Source organism: Nonomuraea sp. CA-218870 (genome assembly GCF_050936535.1).
Classification (GTDB): domain Bacteria; phylum Actinomycetota; class Actinomycetes; order Streptosporangiales; family Streptosporangiaceae; genus Nonomuraea; species Nonomuraea corallina.
In genome coordinates this window covers 3009379-3027657 of sequence record NZ_JBNJMN010000001.1, presented here as the reverse complement: position 1 = coordinate 3027657, position 18279 = coordinate 3009379, and the positions used below count along the sequence as shown (strand labels likewise).

At 71.9% G+C, this 18279-nt stretch carries 16 protein-coding genes; 10 read left to right on the top strand and 6 right to left on the bottom strand.

The window, feature by feature from the left end; translation table 11 throughout:
* Window positions 1–3: 3 nt before the first annotated feature.
* The 5 genes from ACQEUU_RS14735 to ACQEUU_RS14715 form a co-directional block, all read right to left on the bottom strand.
* A complete protein-coding gene (locus ACQEUU_RS14735) occupies window positions 4–2673 on the bottom strand; it encodes a hypothetical protein (protein ID WP_433065714.1) in 2670 nt (889 codons plus the stop codon).
* A gap of 180 nt (window positions 2674–2853) precedes the next feature.
* Window positions 2854–3213, bottom strand: coding sequence for a GntR family transcriptional regulator (locus ACQEUU_RS14730; RefSeq protein WP_433065711.1), 360 nt, complete (start codon window positions 3211–3213; stop codon window positions 2854–2856).
* Complete coding sequence (locus tag ACQEUU_RS14725) at window positions 3210–4019, bottom strand: hypothetical protein (protein WP_433065708.1); 810 nt, start codon at window positions 4017–4019, stop codon at window positions 3210–3212. Before ACQEUU_RS14725 ends, ACQEUU_RS14730 begins: the two co-directional genes overlap by 4 nt.
* Before the next feature lie 152 nt (window positions 4020–4171).
* On the bottom strand, window positions 4172–4750 hold the full coding sequence (locus ACQEUU_RS14720) for a DinB family protein (protein WP_433065705.1): 579 nt from the start codon (window positions 4748–4750) through the stop codon (window positions 4172–4174).
* Window positions 4751–4769: 19 nt separating this feature from the next.
* On the bottom strand, window positions 4770–5396 hold the full coding sequence (locus ACQEUU_RS14715; protein WP_433065703.1) for an SAM-dependent methyltransferase: 627 nt from the start codon (window positions 5394–5396) through the stop codon (window positions 4770–4772).
* A gap of 89 nt (window positions 5397–5485) precedes the next feature.
* Here ACQEUU_RS14715 and ACQEUU_RS14710 point away from each other — a divergent pair, with 89 nt between their 5' ends.
* The 10 genes from ACQEUU_RS14710 to ACQEUU_RS14665 all read left to right on the top strand — a co-directional run bounded on the left by ACQEUU_RS14710 (window position 5486) and on the right by ACQEUU_RS14665 (window position 15412).
* Window positions 5486–6103, top strand: coding sequence for a helix-turn-helix domain-containing protein (locus tag ACQEUU_RS14710; protein WP_433065700.1), 618 nt, complete (start codon window positions 5486–5488; stop codon window positions 6101–6103).
* Window positions 6104–6277: 174 nt separating this feature from the next.
* Window positions 6278–6730 (top strand): pyridoxamine 5'-phosphate oxidase family protein, encoded by a 453-nt coding sequence (locus ACQEUU_RS14705; RefSeq protein WP_433065697.1) that lies wholly within the window; start codon window positions 6278–6280, stop codon window positions 6728–6730.
* 161 nt (window positions 6731–6891) lie between these two features.
* Window positions 6892–7767, top strand: a complete 876-nt coding sequence (locus ACQEUU_RS14700) for a dimethylsulfonioproprionate lyase family protein (RefSeq protein WP_433065695.1) — start codon at window positions 6892–6894, stop codon at window positions 7765–7767.
* Window positions 7767–9005, top strand: a complete 1239-nt coding sequence (locus ACQEUU_RS14695; RefSeq protein ID WP_433065692.1) for an amidohydrolase family protein — start codon at window positions 7767–7769, stop codon at window positions 9003–9005. The genes ACQEUU_RS14700 and ACQEUU_RS14695 overlap by 1 nt, the downstream gene beginning before the upstream one ends.
* Complete coding sequence (locus ACQEUU_RS14690; protein ID WP_433065689.1) at window positions 9002–10111, top strand: L-2-amino-thiazoline-4-carboxylic acid hydrolase; 1110 nt, start codon at window positions 9002–9004, stop codon at window positions 10109–10111. The genes ACQEUU_RS14695 and ACQEUU_RS14690 overlap by 4 nt, the downstream gene beginning before the upstream one ends.
* Window positions 10112–10167: 56 nt before the next feature.
* Window positions 10168–11451 carry a PucR family transcriptional regulator gene (locus tag ACQEUU_RS14685; RefSeq protein WP_433065686.1) on the top strand — a complete coding sequence of 428 codons (1284 nt, stop codon included), beginning with the start codon at window positions 10168–10170 and terminating at the stop codon, window positions 11449–11451.
* 236 nt (window positions 11452–11687) lie between these two features.
* The gene (locus tag ACQEUU_RS14680; RefSeq protein WP_433065684.1) at window positions 11688–12602 is read left to right on the top strand and encodes an ABC transporter substrate-binding protein; all 915 of its coding nucleotides are present in this window, start codon (window positions 11688–11690) and stop codon (window positions 12600–12602) included.
* Between the two features lie 4 nt (window positions 12603–12606).
* Window positions 12607–13554 carry an amino acid ABC transporter permease gene (locus ACQEUU_RS14675; protein WP_433065681.1) on the top strand — a complete coding sequence of 316 codons (948 nt, stop codon included), beginning with the start codon at window positions 12607–12609 and terminating at the stop codon, window positions 13552–13554.
* Window positions 13551–14348, top strand: a complete 798-nt coding sequence (locus ACQEUU_RS14670) for an amino acid ABC transporter ATP-binding protein (protein ID WP_433065678.1) — start codon at window positions 13551–13553, stop codon at window positions 14346–14348. Before ACQEUU_RS14675 ends, ACQEUU_RS14670 begins: the two co-directional genes overlap by 4 nt.
* Before the next feature lie 23 nt (window positions 14349–14371).
* Complete coding sequence (locus ACQEUU_RS14665) at window positions 14372–15412, top strand: agmatinase family protein (protein ID WP_270156942.1); 1041 nt, start codon at window positions 14372–14374, stop codon at window positions 15410–15412.
* A gap of 44 nt (window positions 15413–15456) precedes the next feature.
* Here the strand turns inward: ACQEUU_RS14665 and rph are convergent, their stop codons facing one another.
* Window positions 15457–18054 carry a rifamycin-inactivating phosphotransferase gene (gene rph / locus ACQEUU_RS14660; RefSeq protein WP_433065675.1) on the bottom strand — a complete coding sequence of 866 codons (2598 nt, stop codon included), beginning with the start codon at window positions 18052–18054 and terminating at the stop codon, window positions 15457–15459.
* Between the last annotated feature and the right edge of the window lie 225 nt (window positions 18055–18279).

Genomic DNA, 18279 nt, shown 5'->3' with positions numbered 1-18279 from the left:
CGGTCAGGGCTTGAAGCCGAACAGGTACGTGTTCGGCGTTCCGGGATCGCCGGAGGTCACCGGCTTGGCGATGGACCAGGTCCTGATGCCGAGCCGGTCGAGGGCCGCGTAGGCGGAGGGCTGGTCGGGGGCGGCGCCGTAGTAGAGGGTGACCCGCCCGACGAGACCCTCGACGGGGTCGTGGCTCATCGGGATCGCCAGGTCGAACAGGGCGCCCTGGTCATAGGGCCCGGCGTCGGTGAACTCGCCGTCCTCCCGGATCTTGGTACGGCCCGCCTGCGGGTCGGCGGAGGCCAGTCCGTCGTCGCTGGAGTACTCCACCTGCGGGTCGCCTGCCCGTACCGTCACGTACTCCTGGCGCGGCGTGGGGTCGGCGTTCCAGTTCATCACCCTGCGCAGGGTGACATGGGGCAGGTCGGCGGCCTCGCCCGTGGTGCGCACCGTCACCTTGACCTGGTAGAGCTCCTTGACCGGCGAAGGGCTGAACTCCTGTTCGAGGATGGTGTTCCCGTACGGGCTTTCGATGGTGGACACGGACACCGCGCTCGTGTCGGTGGACACGAAGCTCACCGGTCTGACCGGGTGGGCGATCCCGGGCGCGCCGGAGACCCAGGGGCCGCGGGCCCACCCGGAGTAGGCGGGGACCCCGCCGGGGTGCGAGACGTTCAGGCCCCAGCCCTCACACCTGCACTCCTCGTCCTGGTCGACGTGCGCCAGCCCCTCGCCGCCGGTGGGCAGGTAGCGCAGGCCGATCGCGGTCGTGCCCTCGCCCGAGGACGGGGCGCAGCCCTGCTCGTGCAGGGTGCCGTACTTGTTGACGCCGAGCGCGACGGTTCCGTTGGAGATGCCGGCCGCTTCGATGCCGTCGAAGGCGGTCTCCCAGTGGATCTTCGCGTTCGGCTGCCTGTGGTCGACGAGGTCGGCCCTGAAATGGGTGAAGACGAGGGTGAGCGCCTGGACCTGGCTCGCGCACGGGCCCATGGTGAAGCGGTGGTGGGCGTCGGGGATCGGGGTGCTGCCCTGGTCGGGGGCGGCTCTGGCGGGGAACTCGCCCCAGAGGATCGGCGTCAGCTGTACGCTGCCTGCCTGCTCCTCGACCTTCGCCTTGATGTCGACGATCCAGGTCTTCCAGGCGCCCGCGGAGGTGGGGCCCGGCACCATGATGTCCACGTACGCGCTGCCTCCCTCCTCCAGCACGATGTCGCCGGAGGCCTTGCCGTCGCCGCTGAGCCGGTGCACGTCACGGGCGGGACGGGGGACGCGGGGGAACGGGTCGGCGGCTTTGGTCCTGTTGTCCTTGTCGAGCCGGTCACACCAGGCGGGGATGTCCGGGTCGGTCATGTGCCAGACGGCCCCGGGCGAGGGGCCGCCTCTGGCCTGCCCGCAGAGCTGGTAGGTCGCGATGCCGTAGTCGATCATCTCATGCACGATGTCACTGCCGAGCTCGGCCACCACGGCGGTGATCACGAGGCCGGGGTCGGCGTCCTCGGAGGTGTCGATGCGCTCCCAGATCCTGCGGATGGCCACGGCGCCGAAGCGTTCCTCCAGGAACTCCGCGAAGATGAACCCGCCGTACTGCCGCCCCTTGGCCAGTCCGTCCCAATGGGTGATCGACTGGTGGGGGCGGCCGAGGAACTCGCCGATGGCCGAGGCATAGGCGTAGCGCACGCCGGTGGACGGCATGAAGGGGTCGTCCTTGACCGCCTGATGGGTCGCCCACTCCGCCGTCGACTCCATCCACGCCTGCAGCGGGATCAGGTTGCCCGGGATGTTCGCGACGGACCTCGGCGGCTTGTAGGCGTACTGGATGACGTGGAACACCTCGTGCCTGGCGGTCGACCACTCGTCCGCCTCGTGGCCCATGAAGATCGAACTGCGGCCGAGGAGGTCGGTCGGCGGCGTGAACCCGTCCTTCGGGCCCGCCCCCTCGGGACCGAACACCACCAGGATCTTGTCGGTGCCCGGCCGCCGGTAGCCGAGAGCGCTGTAGGTGTCCAGCGCCATCTCGAAGGAGACGGCGGCCCGCTGGATGTAGTTGGGGATGCCGTCGTCGGGTAAGCCCTCACGGAAGTGGGGGACCGCGCCGTCGTACCCCTTGACCGGGCGCGGGCCGTCGAGGTTGTACCAGAGCTCGAAGTTCGCGGTGAGGTGCCGGCAGCTGAACGTCCCGATGGCCCCCGCGCGCAGGCTCTGACCGCACTGGATCGGCGGCACGGCCAGCGTCTCAGCCTCTCCCCGCTGCGTCGCCTCGATGCCTTCGCCCGTCCCGGCCCACCCTTCCGGCACCGGACGCGCCTGCTCCCTCGGCTTGTCCTCGTCGAAGGCGTGGTTGGCGATGCGGTTGCGGATGCCGTTGCGTACGGAGTGCGGAAGCCGCTCCATGACGCTGTCGATGGCGAGCCCGAGGACGGACCGCTCCTGCTCGGTGATGCTGTCGTCGCGATAGCGCTGTGGCGGGTTGCCCTGCCAGCCGAGCTTCGCGTACCCGTGGTTGACGAACGCCTGCTCGTTCAGGCTGCCGTCGCGGACGTCCTCCAGCAGCGCTCGCAGTCCAGGGCTGAACCCCGCATAGTCGTCGCGCGGCTCAGGCGCGTCCGCGTGGGACGTGCCGGTTGACAGAGCTGTGAGTAAGACCGCCACCGCGGTCGCGATCGATACCGCGAATCGCCCCATTTTTTCTCCTCATGTCGGCCCCCGCCCGAAGCATGCGGTCCCACGGCGATCCTGTCCCGGCCCGTCACCCGATTGTGACTTCTGGACCGCTCCCGCCTCGACAGGCCGAGTCAGAGCGCGCGGCGACCAGCTTCGGCGCCCGTGACCCCTGGAACCACATGCCGGGGTCACGGGCCGGGGTCACGTGCCCGAGGTCAGAGCCGCCCGTACGATGCGGATCGCCTCGTCCGCGTCGATGCCGACGCCGGCGATCACGGCCGCGTAGTCGGCGGCGGCCTGGCGGGCCCGCTCCCGGCCCGCCTCGCCCGCGGCCGACACGTACGAGCCCGCCCGCCCCCGCGTCTCGATCAGCCCGGCCTCCTCCAGCTCCCGGTAGGCCCGGCCGACCGTGTTGACGGCCAGGCCCAGGTCGGCCGCGAGGTTGCGGATGGTCGGCAGCCGGGCGCCCACGGTCAGCGTGCGGTCCTGGATCTGCCGGGCGAGCTGGGCCCGCAGTTGCTCGAACGGCGGCACCGGCGACGCCGCGTCGATGACGATCATCGCAGGGCCACGACCCGCCGGGCCACCGTCGCGCTCGGCGGCGTCCTGGCGTGCAGCACGATGCCCGCGGCCAGCGCCGCGAGCAGGTACGCGACCGCGGCGGCGCTCCACCAGCCGGGCGCGACGCCGAAGAGCATCAGGACGGGCAGCGACCACTGCACGCTCGGCACGGTGAGGTCGCGGGCGTCCTCGACCCGCATGATGACGTCGGCGGTCAGCGACTCGGCGTCCTCCGCCACGACCGGATGCCTGATCAGGTGGCGCAGTTGCAGGGCGATGACGGCCGTCACGCCGAGCAGGCCGATGAGCAGGACGACGGCCGACTGCCGCACCGCCGGGTCGGGAACGGTGAGGGCGCTCCCGGCCAGCGCCATACCGCCGGCGAACGTGGCCGCCGCGAAGACGGCGAACGGCCGGCCGAGCACGGCCCGCCAGCCGGGCTGGATCAGGTGGGCGGCCCTGCGGGACAGCGTCGCGCCCGCCCGCCGGTCGACGCGCCGCACCCACCGGTCGAGCAGCGACTGGGCGAGCAGCAGACCGGCCACCAGAGCGGCAAGGGCCACGAGGGGGCGGGACGTCGTCACCCCGCCGAAGGCGGAGGTCGCGGCGAGCGTGCTCGCCAGGATCAGCACGGTCAGGAGGACGTGGGCGGCGAGGCGGGCGCGCCTGCGGACCGCCAGCCGACCGGCCAGCAGCGGGGTCGGGCGGGCGCCGGCCAGGTCGTGCTGGGCGAGCCACTCGCTCGCCAGCCGCAGCTCGGCCGCACGCGCCGGCGGACCGGAGTCCGGCGACGGGTCACGGGACATAGCGCCTCCTTTGTCGCAAGCTTTGTCTCATCATAGTGAGTCATAGCTTGCGACAAAGTCAACGGGGGCGGGGTGATGGTCGGCCCCCGGGAGGGCGAGCGGGGCGCGGGCGCTGCGGTGATCTTGAGGGTTCCCACCCTGGAGGGCGGGGGTCAGCGGCCGGTGGTGCCGTCGATCAGTTCGCGCAGGATGTCGGCGTGGCCCGCGTGGCGGGCGGTCTCCTCGATCATGTGGGTGAGCGCCCACCGGAGGCTGGGGGCGGGGCGGCCCGGCCGTGGCCGGGGAACCGGCGCGGCGAGATCGGCGCACCCGTCGAGAACGTCGTTGACCTGTTCGACCGTCTGGCGGTAGCGGGTGACGACGCCGGCCACGCTGTCGGCCGGGGCGGCCACGAACGTCGCCTGCCAGTCGGGCACGTCCTCGCCGAGGAAGATCCAGCGTTCGACGAAGGTCAGATGGTTGAGCAGGCCGAGCAGGCTGGTGCCCGAGGGCACCGCGGCCGTTCGCGCCGCCTGTTCCGGGGCGCCGTCGACCTTCGCGGCGGCCGAGGCCCTGAGGTAGTCGAGGAAGCCGCGCAGGACCTCGGCCTCGCCACCCCCGGTCCGCGGCGGCGGGGTGTCGCGGCGACGCCGCCTGGTGTCGGTCGTGGTGTCGGGCGCGGTGTCGGGCGTGGTGTCGGGCGTGGTGTCGGTCGTGGTGTCGGGCGCGGGGTGAGGCGTGGTGGCGGGCATGGTGTGGCTGCTCCTGCGGTCAGGTGACGCGGCGGATGAGGAGGACGTGGTCGGTGACTTCGGCGGTGCGCCCGTCCGGTCCGGTGGCGATCCTGCGGGGCGCGTCGGCCCGCTCGACCGTCCAGGTCGCCGCGTCCAGGTGGAGGTCCGCGGCGACCTCACGCGGACTCGGGTGCCGGACGCCGGGGTCCTGGTTCCACGACCACGGCGCGGTCGAGCCGTGGTCGACGACCAGCAGCCGCCCGTCGCGGCGCAGCCCGTGCGCGGCCGAGCGCAGGACGGCCGCCCTGTCCAGGTCGAACGGGGTGTGCAGGTAGTGGGCGCTGATCAGGTCGAACGCGCCGTACGGGAAGGGACCGCGCAGGTCGTGCCGTACGGCGGTGACGCGGTCGCCCAGGCCGCGCGCGCGGGCGAGGGCCGTGAGTCGCTCGACCGCCACGGCGGAGAGGTCGGCGGCGGTGACGCGCCAGCCCCGGCCGGCGAGCCACAGGGCGTCACCGCCGTCGCCGCATCCGAGATCCAGCGCGTCGCCGGGCGGCAGGTCCGCGACCGTTTCGGTGAGCCGGGCGTTCGGCCGCGGGTCGGTGGCGGGCGGCCGGGCCGCGTAAACGCCGTCCCAGAAGGTGACCGCGTCGGTGGCGTTCATCTCGACTCCTTTTTCGTCGGTGTCCGCCCAGTCTCGCCAGGAACACCGAATATGGCACGAAAAGTTGCGGTTATGGCAAGGTGATGGTCGTGGACCACGAACTGAACGAGGTGCTCGACGCCGTGGGGCCGCGGCTCCGCGCGCTGCGCCGCCACCGCGGCATCACCCTCGCCGACCTCGCGACGACGACCGGCGTCTCGGAGAGCACCCTGTCCCGGCTGGAGAGCGGGCAGCGCCGGGCGACCCTTGAGCTGCTGCTGCCATTGGCGCGCACCTACAACGTGCCGCTGGACGACCTGGTGGGCGCCCCGCGCACCGGCGACCCCCGGATCCATCTCACGCCGATCCGGAGGTTCGGGATGACCTTCGTGCCGCTGTCCCGGCGGCCGGGCGGCGTGCAGGCGTTCAAGATGATCATCCCCGCGCAGCCGGAACCACGGGCGCCGGCCCTGAAGACCCACGACGGCTTCGAATGGCTGTATGTGCTCAACGGGCGCCTGCGGCTCGTCCTCGGCGAGCGCGACCTGACGCTACCGGCCGGCGAGGCGGCGGAGTTCGACACGTCCCTGCCGCACTGGCTGGGCAGCGCCGACGGCGGCGTGGTCGAGCTCCTGATCCTGTTCGACCCGCAGGGGATGCGCACGCACATCCACGCCGACCCGCATCGGTCCTCTCCCCCGGCCGGCGGGACGGCGCACCCCTCATAGCCGCCCGCCGCGTCAAGACAACGCCGCGAACACCCTCGCCATCATGGGGGCGATCACCGTCACCATGTTCGCCTGGCTCGGCGGAGGCGGCCTTCAGCCGCCGCCCGGACGAGCAGGCCGCCGTCGAGGCCCGTTCCCGGGAGGGCCGCCGGCCGCCATGAGAAACTGGGACACATGGAGCAGCGGGCTGCCGGTCGTGTCCAGACCCTGGACCGTGACACCTGCCTGGCCTTGCTGGCGACGGTCGTCATCGGCCGCGTCGCCTGGATGACCGCCGACGACGACCTGAGGATCGTCCCGGTGAACTTCGTGCTGGACGGCGACGGCCTCGCGTTCAGGACCGATCGGGGCGGCAAGCTCGCCGCGATCGAGCACGGCGCGCCGCTGACCTTCGAGGCCGACGACGTGGAGCCCGCCCTGCGCGTGGGCTGGAGCGTGGTCGTGAGCGGCCGTGCCCAGGTCGTCGCCGACCCGGAGGAGGTCCGCCGCCTGGAGCGGTTCATCGGGGCTCCGTGGGCCGCGATGAGCGAGCCGGTGTTCGTACGGCTGCCCCTGCGTGAGATCAGCGGCCGTCGCATCCCCCTGCGGGCGGGCGGTGTCGTCGCGAGGTCCGTCGAGGACCTCTGACCGGTCCGGCCCATGGGCGGGCTCGACAGATGTTGGGCCACGTGCCGGATCCTCACGACGAATACCCAGTCCCCATGATGGCGCTCCCGGCCTAGCATGTCGGCGCAAATGGGTTATATGCCCGATAACTGTCGCAATGGGAGCTTTTGTTGCCCGCTTCGATGCACTTTCCGCGGTCAGCCGCCTCGGTCTCCGGGGACAACCTTCATCAACTGCCCGAGTTCCGTGACGCGCAGGTGCTCGGGCTGCTGCCCGACACGCTCGGCGCCGACGCGGACATCACCTTCGGCGAGGTCACGATCGCGCCCGGTCAGGTCGTGCCGACGCACAGCAACGGGCACGCGGAAGCGATCTTCCTCGCCGAGGGGACGCTGCGGCTCTGGCGTCCGGGCGGTTCGGTGGAGCTGTCGGCCCCCGGCGCGGCCTACTTCCCGCCCGGCGAGGCGCACTCCCTGGCCAACATCGGCACCGGGCCCGCGCGGTTCTTCGTCGCCTACGCCACCGGCGGCCACGACAAGACCGTGACCTCGCGGCTGCTGCCCGACACCGCGCTGGAAGCGGGCGTGAACCCGAACACGGCGCCGTCCTCCGGCCTGTTCGACCGGTGGGCGGTCGCCGAGGACATGATCACGTGGGTGCCGGTCGAGCCGTCGAAGGGGATGCGGCTGCGCTGCCGCTACCTGCTCGAACCGGCGACCGGCACCAAGGAGTTCGTGATCGGCACGGCGGGCGTCGACCCGCACCTGCACTACACCATCCACCGCCACGCCCCGGCGGAGATCTATCACGTGCTGGAGGGCACCGCGACCATCTACGTCGGCGACGACGCCTACGAGGTGGCGCCCGGCGACACCGTCTACGTGCCGGCGTGGGCGCCGCACGGCATCGACACCGCCGACTCCGAGCTGCGCATGTACTGGTTCTACACGCTCGACGCGTGCGACGGCACCTGGGCGTGGGAGCCGCTGGAGCCGGTCTACTCCACGCCGCCGCGCCGGCCGCTGGAGACGGGTCCGCGCCGGGGGTTCCACGTCTGATGGCCGGCATCCTCTTCACCGGCGGCCGGGTCTTCGACGGCACGGGCGCCGCTCCCGAGCACGCGGACGTGCTCGTCGAGGACGGTGTGATCGCCGCGGTCGGCGCCGGACTCACCGCGAGCGACGGCGCCCGCGTGGTGGACGCGACCGGCAGGATCATCCTGCCGGGCCTGATCGACACGCACGTTCACCTGACGCTCTCCGACATCAACCTGGTCAACCGCGTCTCCAACCCGTTCTCCCTGCACTTCTTCCAGGCGGTCGTCAACTGCCGCAAGACGCTGGAGACCGGCATCACGACCGTGCGCGACGCGGCCGGCGCCGACCTCGGGCTCAAGCAGGCCCTGGCGCGCGGGCTGATCGAGGGCCCGCGCGCGCTGATCGCGGTCAACATGATCAGTCAGACCGGCGGGCACAACGACGGCCACCTGAGCTGCGGCCTGGACCTGGCCCTGTTCCCCGAGCACCCGGGCGTGCCCTCGGGGATCGCCGACGGTCCCGACGAGATGCGCAGGACGGTCCGTACCATGCTGCGGGCCGGCGCGGACGTCATCAAGGTGGCCACCACGGGCGGCGTGCTGTCGCCTTCCGACGACCCGCGCCACGCGCACTTCCGCCCGGACGAGCTCGCCGCCCTGGTCGCCGAGGCCGACGCCGCGCACGTGCACGTGATGGCGCACGCCCAGGGCGCAGAGGGCATCAAGAACGCCGTGCGCGCCGGGGTCCGCTCCATCGAGCACGGCATCTTCCTCGACGACGAGGCCATCGAGCTCATGCTGGAGCGCGGCACCTGGCTGGTGCCCACGCTCATCGCGCCGATGTCGGTCATCGAGGCGGCCGAACGCGGCGAGCTGCACGAGCCCGCCGTGCTCGACAAGGCGCTGGAGGTCGCGTCCGTGCACCGGGAGGCCGTCACCCGGGCCATCGAGGCCGGCGTCAACGTCGCGCTCGGCACCGACACCGGCATCGGCCCGCACGGCGACAACCTGCGCGAGCTCCCCCTGCTCGCGGAGTGCGGGCTGCACCCGTACGCGGTGTGGGCCGCGGCCACCTCGCGGGCCGCGGAACTGCTCGGCCTGCAGGACCGGATCGGCCGGGTCGCGCCGGGCCTGACCGCGGACCTGGTGCTGCTGGAGGGCGAACTGACCGATCTTTCCGGCCTGCGGGGCCGGGTGACCGAGACGTGGCAGTCAGGCCGCCGCGTGTACGAACGAGCAGAGGACGGTGGCCCGCGATGACCGCTGAAGAGATCACTGCGACCGGGGCGGACGAGGGGGGAGCGTCGTCCCTGGCGTCGCTGCGCTCCTTCCAGGACTACCACTGGCTGATGCTGAAGGTGTTCCACCAGGCGGTGGAGAGCCGGCACGGGGCCGCGGGAATGGCGGCGATCGCCCGGGGCGTCCGCCAGGAAGGCGTCTTCCGCGGCACGGCCATGCGCGACCAGCCCGCCGCGTTCGTCACCGGCCGCGACCCCGCCGCGCTGCTCGAACACTGGGACAGCGGCGAATGGGAGCTGGCCGCGGCCGAGGGCGACCTCACGGTCACCACCGAGGGTCCGGCCGTCGTGCTGACCCTGCCGCGGGTTCCCGGTCTCGCCTACCTGAGCGAGCTGATCGGCGAGGCCGCCGCGCTGTCGGCCCTGCGCCTCTACTGGCCGGAGCTGTGCGCCGGCATCTCGGCGGGCTACGGCGCCGGGGTGGTCCTCGAAGCCGACGACGCCGCCGCGGCCCCCTGGCGCCTGCGCGTCACGGGCACCGACCCCGCGCAGCGCGCCCCCCGGCTCGGCGCCCTCGCGGCGGACCCGTTCCGGCTGATCGAGGTGACCCGCCGTACCACCGGCCTGCTCGCGGCGATGCAGATGTACGTGTCGCGGGAGCTGGTGCGGGCCTACGACGCCTCCGGCGAGGAGACGGTCCGGCAGGCGGCGTACCGGTTCGGCGCCGACCGGGGCGAGGCCATCCGCGACCGCATCCTCGCGCTCGGCAAGCCGCTGACCATGGCCAACTTCGGCAGCACCGACGGCCTGCAGGAGCGCGACCCGAGCGAGGCGGTCTTCGTCTTCAAGGAGCGCCAGCACATCAGCGACGGGGCGTACTACCTCGACTGCACCTACTGCCCGCTGGCGGAGATCTGGTCGTCGGAGGGCGAGGAGGGGCTGCGGCTGGGCTACCTGTTCGACTCCTCCAACCATCGCGGGCTGTTCCAGGGCTACAACCCGGACACCGAGGTGCGGTGGACGTCGGTGAAGTCGCGCGGCGACCAGGTCTGCAGGTTCCGCTTCACCGTGCCGGGGCTGCTCACCGAGGACGACCCCACGCCCGAGGAGTTCGACCGTCTGGGCTGAGCGCACGTCAAACCCATTTGTCCTATTTAGGGGGAAACGCACCATATCATGACGGCATGATTGCCGCGCTTCAGCGCATCGCCGACCGGTTGGGGGCCGCCCTCGACCGGCCGGTGGCGATCGACGACACCCAGCTCCGCCAGTACGTCTACACCTACCACCCCAGCGGCAACGACCCCGCGCGCGAGCAGTCCATCCTGCGCCGGCACGCCAGCCCCGACATCCTGCGCTGGGTCGCCGCGCACCGGGCGCCCGAACGCAGAAGCGCCTTCCTGCTGCCCGCCAACCCCTCGATCGGGATGACCTGCCCCCGCTGGGGCGGGGTCGTCCGCGTCGGCGGCAAGGCCGTGGCGTACATCTGGGTCCAGGTCGACGACCCCGAGCTGGGCGAGCCGCAGCGGCGGCAGATCGAGGCGGCCGCCGAGAGCGTCGCCGAGGTGTTCCAGCGTCAGCGCCACATCGACGAGCTGCGCAGCCTCAGCGAGCGGGAGAGCCTCATCCAGTTGCTGTCCGGCAGCGCCAGGGCCCGCTTCCGCGCGGTCGAGCGCATCGTCGACGCGGACATCTTCCGCCACGAGTGGCCCGCCGCCGTCGCCGTGTTCCTGCCGTTCTCCGAGGCCGGGGCGGTGCTCGGCGAGGCGGAGCGGACGAAGCTGTCGGCGGCCCTGGAGTCGGTGCGGATGACGCTTCCCCTCCGGCAGAGCCTCAGCCTGGTCCGGCAGAACCACGGGCTGCTGGTGGTGGCCAGGCCGGACGACCGGGCGACGCCCCGGCACACCCTGGACAGGAAACTCGCCGAGACCGCCCGCGAGAAGGTCCAGCTGGCCCTGTCGGCGACGGGTCCGTTCACCGTCTGGGCGGGCATCGGCAACGCCTACCAGCTCAGCGACCTGGTCACCTCCTACCGGGAGGCGCTGCGCGCCGCCCAGGTCGCCGCCTCCCTGGGCACCATCGGACAGACCGTGCACCACACCGGCCTCGGCGTGTACGCGCGCATCGCGCGGCTCGTCGACGACGAGCCGAAGGAGATCGGCCTGCACCCCGGGATCCGCCTGCTGATCGAACGCGAGCACGAGGGCGCCCCGCTGGCCGAGACCCTGGAGGTCTTCCTCGACAACGCGGGGGACGTGGCGCGCTCGGCCCAGCAGCTCCACCTGCACCGGGCTTCGCTGTACGGGCGGCTGCGCCGCATCGAGGAGCTCACCGGCCTCGACCTGGGCAACGGCCACGACCGGCTCGTCGCCCACCTGGAACTGAAACTCGCACGCCTGCTGAGGTTCCGGCGCCCCGGCGGCGTGGACCAGGCCGGCGCCACCACCGCGTTAGACGACGAGGCCTGACGACGGCCGCGTGACGACGGCCGCGTGACAGCGGCCGCGTTGACAGCGGCCGCGTTGACAAATGTCGTCTCCCACGTCCTGACGTGCAACATCTGTCGGCAGATAGCCGCAGGTCGTTCTGCGAGGATTCCCGCTATTCCACCCCTGCTTGGAGGTCCCCCATGACTGCTCTCTCCTGGATCCCGCCCACGCGGGCGCTCTCCGTTCCACTGTCGGTTTCCAGGTAGGGGCGGACGATGAAGCGTACGAAACTGTTCGGCCTGGCTCTGACCGTCACGCTCGCCCTGACCGCGTGCGGCGGCAACGGCGGCGGCTCCGGCGACGCCGGGGCCCCCGCGGACCAGAACACGGCCAAGCCCGCCGGGACCTGGGCCAGCGCCGATCCCGCGCTCGCCGAGGAGCTCAAGGCGGCCGGGTTCACCGGCGAGATCAAGGGCGCGACCGACCTGACGATCGGCATGCCGTGGGCCGTCGAGGAGGACGGCAAGCCCGCCGGGCTCGACATCGACCTGGCCGAGGCGCTGGGTGACGTCCTGGGCACCAAGATCGACCTGCAGAACACCAGCTTCGACAGCTTGATCCCCGGGCTGGCGGCGGGCCGTTACGACGTGACGATCTCCGCGATGCTGGACAACAAGAAGCGCCAGGAGCAGGTGGACTTCGTCGACTTCATCATCGACTCCTCCGGCTTCGTCGTCCCGACCGACAGCGACATCGAGGACCTGACGCTGGAGACCAGCTGCGGCCGGACCATCGGCGTGGTCCGGGGCAGCGCCGAGGAGATGTACCTGTCGGAGCAGAGCACCAAGTGCGAGCAGGAGGGCAAGCCGGCCGTCAAGCTCCAGGTGTTCCAGCAGCTCCAGCAGGGCATGCTGGCCGTCACCAGCGGCCGCATCGAGGCGCTGTGCGGCGACAGCCTGCAGAACGCCTACCTGGAGGCCAAGCCCGACTCCAAGATCAAGCAGGTGGGCAAGCCGATCAACGAGGCCCCGGTGGGCATGGCCCTGCCCAAGGGCAGCAAGCTCGTCCCGGTCCTGCAGAAGGCCCTGCAGAAGCTCGTCGACGACGGCGCCTACACCAAGATCCTGGAGAAGTACGGCGTCGCCCACGGCGCACTCACCAAGATCACTGTGAACGATGCCCGCAGCTGACCGTATGACCCTCCAGGGCGACGGCGGCACGGACCCGCGGGGACACGGCGACGATGTGCGCGCCGTGCCCCTGCGGCACCCCGGCCGCTGGGTCGCCTCGGCCGTCGTGCTCGTCGTGGCGGCGGCGGTCGTCTCCTCCCTCGTCACCAACGAGCGGTTCCAGTGGGACGTCGTCGGGGAGTACTTCTTCTCCTCGGCGATCCTGTCCGGCCTGTGGACCACGCTCTGGCTGACAGCGGTGTCCATGACGATCGCGGTGGTCCTCGGCATCGTCATCGCGCTGATGCGGCTGTCGCCCAACCCGGTGCTGCAGGGCGGCGCGAACCTCTACACGTGGTTCTTCCGCGGCACCCCGCTCCTGGTCCAGTTGATCTTCCTGTTCAACATCTCGGCGCTCTACCCCGTGCTGACCGTCGGCGTGCCGTTCGGCCCCCAGTTCTTCGAGATCCCGGCCAACGACATCCTGACGCCGGCGGTGGTGGCCATCGTCGGGCTGTCGCTCAACGAGGCCGCGTACATGGCCGAGATCGTCCGCGGCGGCATCAAGTCCGTCGACCACGGCCAGACCGAGGCCGCCCAGGCGCTCGGCCTGCGCCGGTCGGTCATCATGCGGCGGGTCGTGCTGCCCCAGGCGATCCGCGTCATCCTGCCGCCCACCGGCAACGAGACCATCTCGATGCTGAAGTACACCTCCCTGATCAGCGTCATCGCGATGCCGGAGCTGCTCTACTCGGCGCAGGTCATCTACTCGCGGACGTACGAGACGATCCCGCTGCTGCTGGTGGCCAGCATCTGGTACCTCATCGTGACCAGCGTGCTCACCGTCGGCCAGGCCTACCTGGAACGCAGGATGTCCCGCGACCAGCGCAACCCCGAGGCCTTCCTCGGCGGGCTGCGGCGCCACCTCCGGGTCCATGACAGGCGGGCGATCACGAGGAGGGAACGCCCATGACCACGCCCATGACCACGCCCCGAACCCCGTCGGACGCCCCCGCGGTCCGCATCCGCGGCGTCCGCAAGTCCTTCGGCCGGCTGGAGGTGCTGCGCGGCATCAACCTGGAGGTGTGGCCCGGCGAGGTCGTCTGCCTGATCGGGCCGTCCGGCTCGGGCAAGTCGACGCTGCTGCGCTGCGTCAACCACCTGGAGAAGGTGGACGGCGGCTGGATCGAGGTGGAAGGCGAGCTCGTCGGCTACCGCCGCAAGGGCGACAAGGTCTACGAGCTGAAGGACCGCGAGATCTGCCGCAAGCGTGAGCAGATCGGCATGGTCTTCCAGCAGTTCAACCTCTTCCCCCACATGACCGTGCTCGGCAACGTCGTCGAGGCGCCGGTACGGCTCGGCAAGGCCAAGCAGCGCGAGGCCGAGGCCGCGGGGCGCGAACTGCTGGCCCGGGTCGGTCTCGCCGACAAGGAGTCGGCGTACCCGAGGCAGCTCTCCGGCGGCCAGCAGCAGCGGGTGGCGATCGCCCGCGCGCTGGCCATGCGCCCGCGCCTGATGCTCTTCGACGAGCCCACGTCGGCGCTGGACCCGGAGCTGGTGGGCGACGTGCTCTCCGTGATGGCCGACCTGGCCAAGGACGGCATGACCATGATCGTGGTGACCCATGAGATGGGGTTCGCCCGCGAGGCCGCCGACCGCGTGGTGTTCATGGACCAGGGGCGGCTCGTCGAACAGGGCAGCCCATCCGAGATCTTGGAACGCCCGAGCCACGAACGGACCCAGGCGTTCCTGCGCCGGGTCCTGTAGCCCGGGCCAGGAAGGAGACGATGATGACCGCACGCGAGGAGTGGCTGCGCGACCACGGGGTGACGCACCTCAAGGAGCCCGGCGTCGTGCTCAACGGCAAGTTCGAGGACCGCTTCGAGCCCCGGGTGTGGAACTGGCTGCGCCCGTGGGACTTCGCCTCGTCCTTCGACGTCGGCCTGGTGGGCGTGGGCCTGTCGTCGACGTCGATCCTGCCCACGAGCTGCTTCGCGGCCCCGGACGCGCTGCGCCTGTCGACGCCGTCCTTCACCACCTACAGCCCCGACTTCGACGTCGACATCACCTCGATGACCGCGCGGGACCTCGGCGACATCGCCATTCCGATCCTGAACCAGGAGAAGGGGCTGGCGCAGATCGAGGACACCATGTCCGCGCTCTGGCGGGCCAGCGGCGACTCGTTCCTGGTGCTGGTCGGCGGGGACCACGCCATCACGGCGCCGGCCGCCCGCGCCTTCGCCCGCACCCACCCCGGGCAGAAGCTCGGCCTCATCCACTTCGACGCGCACAACGACGTACGGGTCATGGACCACGGCCCGACCAACGGCACCCCCATCCGGCAGCTCCTCGAATCCGGCCTCCCCTTCTCGGGCAAGAACCTGGTGCAGCTCGGCATCCACGGCTTCATGAACGCCAGCTACTACAAGCGGTGGGTCGAGGGGCACGGCGGCACCATCATCACCGGCCGCCAGGTGCGCAGGGGCGGCATCGACGCGGCGGTGGAGCAGTCCCTGGCGATCGCCGGCGACGGCACCGACGCGATCTACGTGACGGTCGACATCGACGTGCTCGAACTCGGCTACGCCCCCGGCACGGGCGGCGCCTCGCCGGAGGGCCTGCACCCGCTCGATCTGTACGAGGCGCTGTTCGCGCTCGGCCAGCACCCCAAGGTCGCCGCGATCGACTTCGTCGAGCACGACCCCGCGCGCGACGTGTCCACCATCACCGGGCGCACGATGACCGGGGGGCTGCTGAGCTTCCTGTCCGGCCTGTTCCTGCGCCGCAACGACGGCTGGCGCGGCTACGACCCCACCCCCATCACCGACTGACCGGGGACCGTCCTCCCGGCCCGGCGGCCGGGAGGATTCGGCGTTCAGCCGAGGATCTCCACGTACCCGTCGGTCCCGTGCACGCGGATCCGCTGCCCGTCCCGGATCAGCCGGGTGGCCCGCTCCACCCCCACGACGGCGGGCAGGCCGTACTCCCGCGCGATCACCGCCCCGTGCGTCATGAGACCGCCCACCTCCGTGACCAGCCCGGCCACCGCGACGAACAGCGGGGTCCAGCTCGGGTCGGTGAAGGCGGTGACCAGGATGTCGCCCGCCTCGACGTCGGCCCGCGCCATGTCCATGACGACCCGGGCCCGGCCCTCGACGGTCCCGGCCGAGACCGGGAGGCCGGGCAGCGCGCCGGGCGGGGCGTCGGCGCGCCGGTGCCGGCCGTTGAGCGCCTCGCCGTCCGACGTGAGGACCCGGGGCGGGGTGAGCGCCTCGTACGACCGGAACGCCTGCCGCCTCTCCCGGATGAGCGCGGCGGCCGCCTCCCCGGTGCGCACGACCTCGCGCACCTCCTTCAGCCGGAGGAAGAACAGGTCGTCCCGCTCGCTCAGGACGCCGGACCGGACGAGGCGATCGGCTTCCCGCAGCAGCGCCTGCTTGTAGGCGAAGTAGCGGCTGACCATGCCGTACTTGGGGTACTCGCGGTATCCGGCGAAGGCGCGGACGCGGTCGATCATCCGCTTGGTCTCCTCGGCCTTCCGCTCCCCGCCGGGCAGGGCGCGCAGCCGCGCCAGCACGTCCTGTTCCTTCCGCCGCGCCTCCTGGAGCCCGCGGTCGAAGTGCCGCGCCGCGGCCCCGGGCTCGAAGTTCTCGACGTTGCCGAGGATGGCGGGCAGGAGCATGGCGGGGTTCTCGCTCCAGCGCGTCCTGGTGATGTCGATCTCGCCCGCGCAGCGCATGCCGTACGCGTCGAGGTAGCCCCTGATGGCGTCGCCCGCCTCCCGCCCGCCGGCCAGCCCGGCCAGCTCGTCCAGGAAGCCGTCGCCCTCACGGCCTTCGTCCGCGACGCGGCGCAGGAACGTCACGACGTCCGCGTGCGGCCGGATCGCGTCCGCGACGTCGAGCAGCGCCAGCCCCATCTCCGACGTGACGTTGTGGGGGACGGACCGCGTGAGCGCGTCGGCTGGGTTCTTCTCGCCCAGCCAGGTCGCGAGGCGGTCGTTGAGCCACGAGGCCGCCTCCATCCCCGCCATGATCACTTGGGCGCCGCGCGGCTCGAACAGGAGGCGCCTCAGCTCCGCGAGGTCGGCCAGGACGAAGTCGACCAGCGCCGGCCCGGACAGGTCCCGGATCTCGCGCCGCAGGGTGGCGACGGACTCCCGGTTGCGCCGGATCAGTTCGGTGACGACGCCCGGATCGGCCTCGATCGGGGCGGGCGGGCCACCGGCAGGTGCGGCGGCGGGTGCGACGGGCTCGTCGGCGGGCGCCGGCAGGAAGTCCTCGCGCTCCAGCACGGTCGTCAGCGCGTCCCGGACGAGCGGGTCGGCCTTGCCGAAGGTCTCCAGGATGCGCGTGCGGCCCGCCGGGGTCGCCAGTTCGGGGGCCACGTCGACGAACAGCCGCCCGCCCGCCTCGTACATCGGCCGCGGAGTGGTCGCCTGCCACACCGACAGTCCCAGCGGCTTCATCGCGTCGGTCATCATCTGCTGGTGGCCGACGGAGACGTAGACGTGGTTCTCCCGGTCACCGGCCTCCGGGACGGGGAACAGCGTGGTGATCGGCCGGCTCTGCACGATGTGGAAGTCGTCGCCGGTCAGGCACCACTCGATGTCCTGAGGCCGGCCGAAGTGCGCCTCGATGCGCCGGCCCAGCCGCACCAGGCGCAGGACCTGCGCGTCGGTGAGAGCCGGCAGGCTCTGCCGGCCCGGGTCGACCGGCGCCTCCCGGGTGCCGCCCTCCGGCGACGCCTGGACGAGCCGCGGCTTGGCGGCGACCGCCGTGCTGACGATCCGGTCGTCGCGCACCGTGTAGACGTCGCCGGGGACCAGGCCGGAGACGAGCGCCTCGCCGAGCCCCCAGCCGGCCTCCACGGTGGCGATCTTGCGGTTCGAGGTCACAGGGTCGGCCGTGAAGAGGATCCCGGCCGCGTCCGGGAACACCATCCGCTGGACGACGACGGCCATGCGCACCTCGCGCTCGTCGAAGCCGTTACGGCGGCGGTAGGTCACGGCCCGCTCGGTGAACAGGGAGGCCCAGCACCGCCGGACGTGCCGCAGGATCTCCTCCCGGCCCACGACGTTCAGGTACGAGTCCTGCTGGCCGGCGAAGGACGCGGCCGGCAGGTCCTCGGCCGTGGCGCTCGACCGCACCGCGTACGGGGCCCCCTCCCCGAGCCGGGCGAGCGCCGCGCCGATCTCCGCCGCGAGGTCGGCCGGCATCGTGAGACCTTCGACGACGCGGCGGACGTCGGCGCTCAGGGCGCGGATAGCCGCGTGGTCGTCCGGCTCCGCCCGCGCCAGCAGGTCCAGCCGGGCGTCGATGGCCGGCCCCACGACCCGTTCGAAGGCGTCCGTCGTGACGCAGAACCCGTCGGGCACCCGGACGCCGTCGAGGCGTGACAGCTCGCCGAGATGCGCCCCCTTGCCGCCTGCGTCCGCGACGTCCGCCGAGTCGATCCGCTCGAAATCCAGCACGTAGCCCAAGGTCCGTTGCTCCCATCGTTATCGGGACCGGTTCGCAACGGGCAAGTATGGGGTACTTTTCGGCGCCTCATGAGGGGCGCGGATCTGCTATAAGGTGAAAGTGGCGCAGAGAGATCAGCCCCGCCTTGATGGGCGTGTCAGCGGCTGAACACCTCCTGACGGCGCAGCGGCCGGAGTCGCCGCGGCGTCCGCCTCCACAATCCGGTCCGCGGTAGG